Origin of the sequence: Protofrankia sp. Cj3 (genome assembly GCF_917627355.1) — a bacterium.
GTDB lineage: Bacteria > Actinomycetota > Actinomycetes > Frankiales > Frankiaceae > Protofrankia.
The window spans coordinates 1-10,994 of record NZ_CAKJTR010000082.1 but is presented as its reverse complement, the minus strand read 5'-3'; the positions used below and the strand labels follow the sequence as shown (position 1 = coordinate 10,994).

The window sequence follows — 10,994 nt, the reverse complement described above, 5'->3', positions numbered from 1 at the left end:
TTCTGATTCATCAGATCTCTCCGGCCGTCCTGTTTGGTGGCGCTCCAAGAGCGACACCACCCGGCCGTCGCCCCGTTGACCACTTTCGCCGTGCAAATGAACGGTTTCAGAGCGCGTGCTGTCGGGCGTACGAGCTGTGACGGTGCGGAACAGGTCGACCGGTACGCGACATTGCTCGATCAACTGCGTCTCGTCGATACCTTCCTGCGCCAGCAGCTCGATGGCCTTGGGCAGTAGTGATGGCTGTTCGATGGCGCTCATCAGACCGGGCTCGTCGCGCCGCCAGCCGCGAGCCGAGATTGTCGTCATGGCGTTGCGGTAGGACACGTCACTGAGCCGCCCGAGCCAGCGGGCCCGGTACAGCAGGGCCTGAATGCTGACGCCCCACTGCTCCTTGAGGCGAGCGAGGGTCCGCCAGACCTTCCCGTCCATGACAGCCGGGAGTAGATCACGAAGCTGCTCGGCAGGCATCAGTAATTCGGCGGCGAAGCGGTGGGCCTGGTCCTCTACGATCCGGCCGCCCGGTTCGGCGTCGCTGTGCATGACCAGATGCCCCAGCTCGTGCGCCACATCGAACCGCTGCCGGTAATAATCGCGCTTAATCGGGTTCAGGACCACGACGGGACGCAGGCGGCTGTCGAACGAGTACGCGTCCACGGACGAGGTGCGGAGCGGACTGAAGACTACGAGCACGCCGTGGTTTTCTAGCAGTCGGACCAGGTGTCCGGCAGGCCCGGCGGCCATCCCCCATTGCTCCCGGATAAGCTGCGCGGCGCGTTCTGGGCCGTCGTCGTCACGGTCATCGACTACAACTGGGAGGGTCGGCACCGAGGGTTCCGGGAACTCGACATGCTTTTCCAAGCTGGTCGCGATGTCCACGGCAACCTGTCCGAAGGCGAATGCCTGGTCGCGGGCGAGCTGAGTGGTGGAACGCAGCGACCGGAAGTGCGGCGTCGTACTGAGCGCGGCGACGTCGTCCGGCCGGACCGAGAAGAAGCCGGGCTCGACCGAGAGACTCAGCGCCAACTGCGCGACTGTGGCGGCGGCGGGCCGCTTGGCTCCGGACTCCCAGGCTGCCACCGCCGTCGGACTCTTCCCGACCGCGGCGGCAAGATCGCTTTTGCGGAGGCCTGCGAGCTGACGGGCCAGCGTAAGACGACCACCGTCGAAGAAGGCGGTCGCCTCGGCCACCCGATCGGCTGCTGGCGGACGCATGCTCACTGTTCACCACTGGCGCGATCACGACGAAGCTCTTCGGCCGGACGGCGCAGGCGCACCTCGGCGTCCGCCACGGTACTCGGCCCGGCCGGAAGCGGGCTGTCGTCGTCGATGTGGTAGCCGCCCTTAATCGGCGGAACGCTGAGGAGATTCTCGTACCAGTGCCAGGCGTTCCCGCCACCAGCGTTGAGGCGGGGACGACCGTAGACCAGCTCCGGGGCTCCAGTTACGGGGTCAAGACTGTGCGCGACTACGAACGTCGGAAGATCGAGCTCCTTGTTCGCGCCCAAGACCTCAAGGCCGCCGGCCTCCTCGTCATCGAGGCCGTCGAACAGCGTGGGCGCGGGCTCCGGGTTGCGTTGACGAGCAACCGACCGCTTCGTCGGGCTACGCCGTGGCCACGGCAGCCGGTCGATCTCACCGTGCTTGCATGAGGCGAGCAGAAACCGCCGGCCGGCATGTGTCCAACCGGGACTGCCGTTGAGGTCCGCCCGGCGCACCAACCCCGAGCCAAGCCGGGGCATGGTCCGGATGTCCTCCTTGGGGAGTTCCTCGAACAGCCGGTCGAGAGCGACATCAGCATCGTCCTCGCCAGAGCCAGTGATCGAGTAATGCTCGCAGGTGAACACGCGGTCCAGCCGGTTCCGGAAGAGGGTGAACCGGGTGTTTCCCAGCCAGGCCGCGTCATGGCCGGCACCCTCGGAGTAGTCCTCCAGGGATCGCGTAACCGCTGACCGGTACGCCCAGCGCACCCCGTTGAGGACCCCGGCCGCCTCAAGCTCCTCGATGACATCCTGCTGCTCACTCACGCGAGCAACTTACACCATGGCCAGCAAATGCTGTCGCAGGCTCAACCGCCAGGGTGCAGTGGGCGCGCTGGACTACACCCTGCGCCAAGTCCAACACATGGCATCGCGCTGCGTGTAGAGCCCATACGCCACACACATGGCGCCCGCCCATCTGGCCTTCCACCCTTACCGCAGACGTCCCGGGCCGGGTCGAGCCGACTCCTCGGCCCGGGACGTCAGCCACCCAGCGGAATGGAGGGGACGGATGCCCACGACCGTGTATGGCTACATCCGTATGGAGGGCGACGACGGGAGCGAGGAAGACCATCTCCATGGTCTACTGTCCGCCCACGCGGCGGCGGAGAGCATGACCATGGCCGACGTGTTCGTCGACCGCAGTAGGTCGCCAACACGGATCGTGCGGCCCGGCCTCACGGAACTGCTGGCACAGCTCCGGCGCACCGAGGGACGCGCCGTGCTGGTCGCCGACCTCGACCACCTTTCGACCTCGACCCCAGTCCGCCACACCATCGAGGTGGAGATCAGTAACGCGGGCAGCTGCGTGCTCGTGGTGGGAGCACCGAACACCCAATCCCCAACACCGAGCACGTGAGCGGGTCGACGGTGACGGCGGCACCCGCAGACCGCCAGTCCCTCGTCATGCAGCGGCATGAGGTTCGCCGATTCCAGACGGACTACAACGCGCCCGGCCTGGCGCGCCGGCACGTCGCGGCAACCTTGCAGGCGTGGAACCTGGCGGACTTGATCGATACGGCGGGCTTGCTGGTGTCCGAACTCGTGACGAATGCCTGTCGGGCGTCGTTCGCTCGGCAGGAGTCTGCGGACATCATCGCCGCCCGCCTCACACGCACCGACGTTGACCTGATCATCGAGGTCTGGGATTCCAGCTCGGCTGCGCCTGTCCGGCAAGACCCGGCTCTCGACGCCGAAGGCGGTCGCGGCCTACTGCTGGTGTCGGCGCTCAGCACCCGATGGGCCTACTACCGGCCTCCGACCGGCGGCAAGGTGACCTGGTGCAGCCTCCCACTACCGGCAAAGACCGACGTTGCGGCCGGGAACGCCGAGCCGTTGCCCTCGCGCCAGAGACCGGCCAGAGCCGCCGAACCGATCGAAGTCTTCGATGACCTTGCAACTCTACAGTGCGTCGCCGATGCGCTGCGGGCACTGGACTGGGACCTGCCGCCCGGCGAGGGCGTTGGGCGATAGGCATCTCGCTGGCGGCTCTGGCCTTCGCGCGCCGTTCGCCAGAGGATGGCCGGGTATCAGTGGCTGCCGTGTCCAGAGGAGCGCCATGCCCGCGCACGAGACCGCGACCTCACTCCGCACACTGGACGGCTTGCACCTGGCCGCCACGCTGACCACGCCGGATGCGGCTGTCAGCCGAGCCGTGGTCCTCGTCCACGGCGGCGGCGTCACCCGCGAGGAGGGCGGCTTCTTCACCCGGCTGGCCGCCGGGCTGGCGGAGGCGGGCGCCGCGTCGCTGCGGTTCGACCTCCGCGGGCATGGGGAGAGCGAAGGCCCCATGGAGGAGACGACGCTGACGGGCCACCTAAACGACATCGGGGTGGCTCTGGCCAGGGTGCGGGAGGAAACCGGTGCGTCCGTCCTGCATCTGCTGGGCACGAGCTTCGGCGGCGGCCTCGCGGCCTACTACGCGGCGAAGCGCCCGGAAGAGCTGTCGCGGCTGGTGCTACTGAATCCGCAGCTCGACTACAAGAACCGCTACGTCGACCAGAAGCCCTACTGGCACAATAATGTCCTGGACGACGAGGCCGCGGCGCGGCTAACAGCCGAGGGCTTCATCCGCCACTCGCCCACCGTCCGGCACGGGCGGGCAATGCTAAGCGAAGTGTTCTGGATTAGGCCGGTGGAGGTGCTTGGCGAAACCACCGCGCCAACCCTCATCGTCCACGGCACGAAGGACACGTTCGTATCCATAGAAGCCACCCGCGCGGCCGTACCCCGCTTCCAAGCAGAGTACAAATTGGTGGAAATCGAGGGCGCGCAGCATGGATTCGCCGTGCATGACGACCCGACGTACGCCGATCCGCAGAGCCAGCAATGGCAGGCGTTCGTGATTCGGACGGTGGCGGAGTGGCTAACCAAAGACTGATCTTCCGGTAGTTATGCGCCCATCGCTGCCCGCAACTCTCGCGGACCGCTGCGGGCCTGCCACGGGGCGAGGATCGCCACAACCCGGGCCACTTCTCTGGTGGTGCGCTGCGAGTTGGTGCTCGCCGCCAAACGGAGGGCGTCCAGTCCTTCCTGGGCGGCCTCATCCGGTTCACCACCCAGAGCGCAGGCCACCGCCCGGCGTGCCCGGTAGTAGCCCTCATCCCGCCGGGCCAGCACGCCGCTGGCTAACACATCGCCGTACAGCGCGGCGGCCTCGCGGGGTTTGCCGGCCTCGATGTAGCAACTGGCCGACCGCAGCAGCCAGGTACGTTCGTCGTACTGCGCGCCGAGCGGCGAGGCATCCCCGTCATCGGCGGCGGCCAACAGCGTCTGGGCGTCGCTGAGCTTCCGCTCGACGACGGCGATTGGCTCGCCGGTCATCGCCAGCCCGCGGGCCTCCTGTTGGATGACCTCAGCGCGGACGCGGGGCGGGAGCCGCCACGGACCGTGATGAGCAGCTTGCGCGAGGGTCAGCACCCGCACGGCATCCCGCTCCGTGTAGGCCATCTGCGACTTCCGGAGCAGGATGTAGCCCTGCATCGGCAGGTCGCAAGCCTCCTGTGCCCATTCCGTCCCCCGGTCGTACCAGTAAGTGGCCGAGTCGGGGTCGTGCAGGTCTCGGTACAGCCAGCCGGCGAACTCGGCACCATCGGCACCGATGGCGAGCAGCGCGCGCCGGACGTCCGGTTGGACGTCGCGGGCGTGTTGCTGGACGGCGCCGAGGATGCCGAGCACCATCGGCAGGACGCGCAACGGCCCCGTGTGGCCGTCGTCGGCCTTGCAGCGTCCAAACTGGCGGGCGAAGAAGCCAACCACCGAGTGGTCCAGGTAACGGTGAGCATCTTCCAGCGCGGCGGCTAGGTGCCGCATCTCGTCCAGGCCGGCGAACGGTAGGACACGCGCGGTCTGCCGTTCGGCCGATGCAGCGGGGCCTACCGCCAGACCCGGCGTGGCCCCGGCCCGAACAGCCAATGTGCCGATCATGCCGTCGAGGCCAGCGGCCTTCGCTGCCTCAGCATCGACCGGAATCATGACCTCCCGGCCGCCGAGCACAACCGGCATGAGAATCGGCGGCTCGGTTTCGATGGGCGTCCGGGTACGCGGCGCGCCGGGCAGGTCGAACCACAGCAGCTCGCCCGGAATGCCGAGGATCTGGCTGTAGCGGATCAGCTTGGTCAGTTCCTCTGGCGCCCGGCCGTTCTCGATGCGGCTGAGCTGGGCCTGGGTGAGCCCGAGCCAGGTGCCGACCAGCTCCTGCGACAGCGTGTGGCTGTGGTACGGGTGGTTCCGGTAGGCAAAGATCACCCGGCCCATGTGCCAGGTGGCCAGGGCGTCGCGCATCTGGTCGAGCGCCCAGAACTCCGGCGGCACCGCCGGCGGACGGGCTTGCGCGTCGACGGCGGCGCTCTGGCACGGACTACACAGCGGCCGGGGGTTGTCCACGGCCAGGCGATGGCCGCAGCGGGTGCAGTGGCGGAGCTGAGGCGCGCTCGTCACGGCTGGACATCTCCCGGGGTTGTACGCGGACGATCAGGACGACGCTAACACCGCCGGTAGCAGGGTCTATGCGTTTCGCGTATGCCGACCACACCCGACAGACGTGGCAGCGCCGGATCTTGGGTCCGACGCTGAGGATGCTTCCCATCGTCGGTCGCACGCGCTGCCGGACTCCCCTCACCGGCGGCGCACCGTCCTGCACTCCGCTTCAAAGGGGGTTGCCCGTAATGACCCTCACGGTTGCCGTACCCGTGGTCGGTCCGCCGGCTGCCGGCAAGACGACCCTGACCGCGCGGCTCGGTCGGGCGCCAGGGTGCGCCGTCTTCCGACTCCGGGAGCACGTGCCGGAGACCATCCTGGCGGCCACGGCCACCAGCGCCGAACGACTCGGCTGGATCGACGACTTCAACGTCGTGACCGCGCTGCGCGGCTACCTCGACACCACGGTGAAGGGCGACCAGACGAGCACCGTGTTCTTCGACAACTTCCCCGGCACCGGCACACAGGTCCGGCTGTTCCTCGCCGCATTGGAGCAGCACGCGCCCGGCTGCACCGTGCATGCCGTCGAGCTTGCCAGCGAGGTGACCACCCTTTACCGCCGGGCCTTCCAGCGGCGGGTGTGCCACCGCTGCGAACGCGACCCCATCCACGACCCCCGACTACCCGCCGAGCCGAGCGCCGAGGACGCCCAGCGGTGCGCCCGCTGCGGCGGCATCCTGCACCCCCGCCGGGGCGACGCACCGCGGCTGCTGCGTGCCCGGTTGCAGCGCTACCGGCAGACCGCCGACGGCATCCGCCAAGCGTTCGCAGAGGCCGGCGTCGCCGTGACCCGGCTCAACAGCGGCACGTCCCCCGAGCAGACCGCCCAGGCCGTCACCGCACTCCTGACCTCGAGGATTCGCCAGCTATGACCACTGTGCCTCTTGCCCCGCCGCGTCTGCGGACTGATGACGACTACGGCCATGCTCGGATGCCCCGGCGGGCCGGCGCCCCACAGCCGGACCGCATTGACCGGGTTGCGTACGGCCGGTTCCGGAACGTCTACCTCTATATAACGGAGGCCTGCCAGCTCCGGTGCGAGCACTGCTACATGGGCGAGCGGCTGGACCGGGCACTCAAGATGGGTCTGCCCGAAATCGCCGCGACGCTGGCCACCTGGCGGCGGATGGGCGGTAGCAAGCTGACCGTCCTCGGCGGCGAGCCGACGCTGCACCCCAACTACGTCGAGGTCATCCGGCTCGGCCGAGCCCTGGGCTACGAGGACGTCATCACGACGACCAACGCCCAGAAGCCGGCGGCGCGCAAGTTCCGGCAGCTGGAGCCGGAGGATTTCGCCTACGTCCAAGTCAGCCTCGACGGCGGCAGCGCTGGCTCCCACGACCGGGTGCGCGGCGCCGGCACGTTCGACACCGCGCTGGAGACGACGGCCGAACTGACCAGCCGCGGTTTCGACACCCGGATCATCTGCACCGTCAACCAGGCCAACCGGGGTGACGCGCTCAAGCTGCTGGACCTCGCCGATGAGCTCGGCGTGTCCCTGGTGAAGTTCCACGTCTTCTCGACCATCGGCGTCGGGCACGGCAACGCCGACATGGCGATGAGCCCTCGGGAGTGGGTGACGTTTTGCGACGTGCTCAACGAGACCGCGCCCGGCTACCAGACGCGGGTCTGGTACCAGCCGACCTACGCCCGCCGCGACCAGATGGCCCGTTACGCCGCCGAGGGCTACCAGGGCTGCATCGGGTGGACGCTGGACAGAATCTCGATCTTTCCCGACGGCAGATGCTACGTCTGCTCCTACCTGTTCGACACCGATCTGTACTTCGCCCGGATGCAGGACGGCCAGGTGGTGCTCAACCGCAGTGACAACGAGTTCGACCTGTTCACCCGTCCGCTGGTCACGAGCGCCTGCGGCGGCTGCAAGGTCGCGTCCTGCCAGGGCGGCTGCCCGGCAGAACAGATCGTTATGGGCGGCTCGTCGTGTGCTATCGAGCCCGACATCGTGCCGGTTTGCCGGCTGTGGAAGTCCAGCGCCAAGCCCGAAGACTAGGAAGGAAGATCCAGATGGATCACATCATCGAGCCGCTGCACGCGCTGGACTGGAACGACATCGACGCCGTGGAGCACGCCACCCGGAAGGCACTCACGCAGCTCGCCGACGACCCGGACGTCGTACGGGGCGCCCTGCTCAGCCTGCCGGCACGGCCGGAACTGCTGGCACTCGCCGAGCACTACGACATCCTGGACAAGATCGTGCTGTATCAGGACGCCGCCGGCATCCGGGTGCGGCTGCATGTCTTCCTGCCCGGCTACTTCGACCGGCCGCACAACCACCGCTGGTCGTATGCCAGCCTGATCCTGCGCGGCGAGTACCGGCATTACCTGTTCGGCGACGTCGACGTAGACACCGAGCCCGAGCCGGGCAGCCTGGCCGCGCTGCAGGTCCGGCAGGAGCAGGCTGGCTACGCCTACGCCCTGCACCACTCGATGGTGCATGCCGTGGTGGCCGAGCCGTACACGGTGTCGCTGGTCATCCGCGGCCCGGCAGTGAAGGATCGCTTCCTGGTCATGGACCGCACAACCGGCGAGCGCTGGTGGCAGTTCGGGGCCGTCCAGGAGTCGGCCGCCGAAGCCGCCCGCAAGCGAATGACACGCGGGCGGCTCGACGAGCTGACCGGAATGCTCCGGGACTGGGACCTCTTCTAACTGGCGACCACGGCCGGATGATGTCCGCGCGACTCGACAACGGCCGTCAACTCGGCAAGCGTCGGCAACGCTTCATCGTGAGCCCGCTCGCAGCGCAGGGCGCCGCTGGCAGCGGCCACCTCCAAGGCGTTCCGCATTGGCCAGCCCCGAACCAGCCCGTACAGCAGGCCGGCAGAGAACGCGGCACCGGCGCAGTGGGTGTGCCGCACCTGCACCTTGAATGCCGGAACCCGCAGCCGCCGCTCATCTTCGACCGCCACGGCACCGGATGCCCCGGCCGTGACCACCACCCGCCGGGCGCCCGTCGCGTGCAGCAGGGACGCCGCCATCGCCGGGGCGGCCTCGTGCTCGACGTCATCAACGTTGGTTTGGATCAGGATGTCCGGACAACCGCGGATTGCGGCGGTCACCGCCGACGAGAGCGCCGAGCCGCCCAGGTTGAGCAGCATCGGCACACCAGCCGTCCGCGCGGCATGCACCGCGCGGACGGCTGCGGTCTCGATGAGCTGGTAACAGTCGATGTAGGCGAACGAGGCTCTGGCCAGCGACGATAGATCCGCGGTGGCCAGGGCCTCGGCCACCCCGGGCAGGTACGGGAACCAGGTGCGAGTGCCCTGCTCGTCAGCCACGATCACAATCTGCGGCGTGGCCATGCCGGGTACCACCTCGGCCGTTGCCGCCACCCGACGCCGGTGGAGCCACGCCTGTACCTGGTCGCCTTGGGCGTCGTCACCGAAGTTGTTGCTGATCACGAGGGCCGGGACGTCGAGGGCGGCCAGGACAGCCGCGACCATCGGGCCGTCAGCCGCAATCGAGGCCTCGGCCCGCTGGACCTCGGCCCCATGGTTGGCAGGCGGAAAACGCTCGACGTTCCACAGGGACGCGGCGGCCAGGTAGCTGAAGCAGACCACCGGGCCAGAGTGGTACCCGGACACCGCTACCAGCCGTAGACCGAGAAGGGCTGGCCGGCGGCGATGTGCTCCAGGGCCGTACGGCAGTAGGCGATCATGTGGGCGGGCAGCTCGTCGAGCGGGAACCAGCGGAGTTCGCTGCACTTGTCGGGTTCGTGATTCTCCGGCTCGCCCTCCCAGCCGCGCACCGTGAAGAAGAAGGCGGCGCGGCCACCGCTGGACGAGTTGTGCATGACGTGTGCGAACTCGACGGCTTCGGGTTGAATCGTGACGCCGATTTCTTCCTTGGCCTCGCGAATCAGGGCAGCGACTACCGACTCCCCGGCTTCGAGGTGGCCGGAGGGCAGGTGATAAGCACCGTCCTCGTAGCCAGTGTTCTGGCGGCAGCCGAAGAGAACGTCATTGCCTTTCAGCAAGACGAGGTGAACGTCGGTGGTGAGCTGGTGGCGGGGTGAGGTCATGACGATTATCTCCATGGGTCCGAGGGGCGAGAGTGGTTTCTCGCGAGACCGGTATGCATTCATTGTAGCGCGATACGGCCTGATTCCGAACCGCAACCGCAACCGCAACCGCCGACAGACCAGATTTCAGGTGTGCCGGTACGGATATCACTGCCAGTCACGTGTCAAGCAGACGGTCAGGTTGACCACGCCTGCCCGCTACTCAACACGCCGACCTGCCGGTGGCAACGCTATCGAATAATGCAGAACGCTCATGCTTGCCACCAAGATCACGACATGCATAAATAGAGCTAGCATTTTGGCGGCCGCCAAAAATGAAGCTCAATACGGAAGTTGAGGAATCGACGTGATCCCCTGGAAAGCTCTTAGCAGAACACTCCTGATCGTGTTGGCGCTTATCGTCATTTCCATTCTGGTTGGCTGCGGCGCGGACACTGGGAAGTCGCCCAATCAAGCGAGAGCCGAGCAAGTGGCCCGGGATGCAGGTTGGATCGTAGTGGGTTCTATGCCGAACGACGGCCGGTATGGGGACTACCCTAACTGGATCATCCAGGTCACGTTCGTAGACCGCAACGGCGTCACCGGTTCGGCTGTACTTGGCAGTACACCCTACAACAGCGCAGAGCCGCTCCTGGGAGTGGAAATCTACGAGATTAACGGGGAGGGTGTTGAACTGCCGGGCATACAGGCAGCGGGCATTCCGGCCCAGTACCTGAGCGATATCCACCCGGAGGATTTGCGGAGGCATGTTGCGGTGGTAGAGGACGGGTTTGAGATCTTCTCTGATTCGCAGGACACGCCTCTGCGGCAGTCGGCTAGCCCTTTGCCGGCGGCTGGGAGTACTCCGTAAAAGCGACCGACGACAAGATTCCTGCCGTCGCAGCGCGCAATATCACTGATGGTTCGCGCAGACCTGAGCCACGTCTATAAACTGGCTCACATACTACCTAGCAAATCCATTCACATCATAAACAAGACTCGACACGATAAACACACAACTAAAGCGACCGCCAATGGAGTGCAACACGCCCGCTCAGAATGGCTTTCGCTCAAGCTCCACGACAATCCGGTCCCAGAGTGACTCAAACAGCTCCTCGCGGGTTAGCTCACGCTCCATGCTTCCGCAACTGAAGGTCATCTTGTCGTAAACATTCACCTGGTTTAGAGATCTTGCTGTAGGTGACGAGTCGTGGGCATGCCTGCGGGCCACGCCGGGT

The 10,994-nt window shown here is 66.9% G+C and carries 13 protein-coding genes; 7 read left to right on the top strand and 6 right to left on the bottom strand.

All coding sequences use genetic code 11. The features are described from left to right. Together MJ783_RS13025 and MJ783_RS13020 are read right to left on the bottom strand one after the other, a co-directional pair. Positions 1–1,215 (bottom strand): ImmA/IrrE family metallo-endopeptidase (locus MJ783_RS13025; RefSeq protein ID WP_239310692.1); only part of this gene is annotated, 1,215 nt, incomplete at its 3' end. A 2-nt stretch (positions 1,216–1,217) separates the two neighbouring features. After that, entirely contained in the window at positions 1,218–2,027 is an 810-nt protein-coding gene (locus MJ783_RS13020; protein WP_239310691.1) for a hypothetical protein, read from the bottom strand. Positions 2,028–2,271: 244 nt separating this feature from the next. Here MJ783_RS13020 and MJ783_RS13015 point away from each other — a divergent pair, with 244 nt between their 5' ends. The 3 genes from MJ783_RS13015 to MJ783_RS13005 all read left to right on the top strand — a co-directional run bounded on the left by MJ783_RS13015 (position 2,272) and on the right by MJ783_RS13005 (position 4,140). Continuing rightward, complete coding sequence (locus tag MJ783_RS13015) at positions 2,272–2,619, top strand: recombinase family protein (protein WP_239310690.1); 348 nt, start codon at positions 2,272–2,274, stop codon at positions 2,617–2,619. Continuing rightward, on the top strand, positions 2,616–3,233 hold the full coding sequence (locus MJ783_RS13010; protein WP_239310689.1) for an ATP-binding protein: 618 nt from the start codon (positions 2,616–2,618) through the stop codon (positions 3,231–3,233). Before MJ783_RS13015 ends, MJ783_RS13010 begins: the two co-directional genes overlap by 4 nt. A gap of 85 nt (positions 3,234–3,318) precedes the next feature. Next, complete coding sequence (locus MJ783_RS13005; protein ID WP_239310688.1) at positions 3,319–4,140, top strand: alpha/beta hydrolase; 822 nt, start codon at positions 3,319–3,321, stop codon at positions 4,138–4,140. 11 nt (positions 4,141–4,151) lie between these two features. On the opposite strand, the gene MJ783_RS13000 is transcribed toward MJ783_RS13005, so the two are convergent. Continuing rightward, the gene (locus tag MJ783_RS13000; RefSeq protein ID WP_239310687.1) at positions 4,152–5,699 is read right to left on the bottom strand and encodes a helix-turn-helix transcriptional regulator; all 1,548 of its coding nucleotides are present in this window, start codon (positions 5,697–5,699) and stop codon (positions 4,152–4,154) included. 227 nt (positions 5,700–5,926) lie between these two features. Between MJ783_RS13000 and MJ783_RS12995 the strand changes: the two genes are divergently transcribed. Genes MJ783_RS12995 through MJ783_RS12985 form a run of 3 tightly spaced genes read left to right on the top strand, consistent with a single transcriptional unit; the run spans position 5,927 to position 8,405 of the window. Beyond that, entirely contained in the window at positions 5,927–6,610 is a 684-nt protein-coding gene (locus tag MJ783_RS12995; protein WP_239310686.1) for a hypothetical protein, read from the top strand. Further along, on the top strand, positions 6,607–7,749 hold the full coding sequence (locus tag MJ783_RS12990; RefSeq protein WP_239310685.1) for a radical SAM protein: 1,143 nt from the start codon (positions 6,607–6,609) through the stop codon (positions 7,747–7,749). Before MJ783_RS12995 ends, MJ783_RS12990 begins: the two co-directional genes overlap by 4 nt. Before the next feature lie 14 nt (positions 7,750–7,763). Beyond that, a complete protein-coding gene (locus MJ783_RS12985) occupies positions 7,764–8,405 on the top strand; it encodes a hypothetical protein (protein WP_239310684.1) in 642 nt (213 codons plus the stop codon). Here MJ783_RS12985 and MJ783_RS12980 read toward each other — a convergent pair. Beyond that, positions 8,402–9,340, bottom strand: coding sequence for a carbohydrate kinase family protein (locus tag MJ783_RS12980; protein ID WP_239310683.1), 939 nt, complete (start codon positions 9,338–9,340; stop codon positions 8,402–8,404). The genes MJ783_RS12985 and MJ783_RS12980 overlap by 4 nt on opposite strands. Positions 9,341–9,342: 2 nt before the next feature. Next, entirely contained in the window at positions 9,343–9,777 is a 435-nt protein-coding gene (locus MJ783_RS12975; protein WP_239310682.1) for an NUDIX domain-containing protein, read from the bottom strand. 346 nt (positions 9,778–10,123) lie between these two features. Between MJ783_RS12975 and MJ783_RS12970 the strand changes: the two genes are divergently transcribed. Beyond that, positions 10,124–10,627 carry a hypothetical protein gene (locus MJ783_RS12970; protein WP_239310681.1) on the top strand — a complete coding sequence of 168 codons (504 nt, stop codon included), beginning with the start codon at positions 10,124–10,126 and terminating at the stop codon, positions 10,625–10,627. A gap of 183 nt (positions 10,628–10,810) precedes the next feature. Here MJ783_RS12970 and MJ783_RS12965 read toward each other — a convergent pair. After that, positions 10,811–10,994 (bottom strand): hypothetical protein (locus MJ783_RS12965; protein WP_239310680.1); only part of this gene is annotated, 184 nt, incomplete at its 5' end.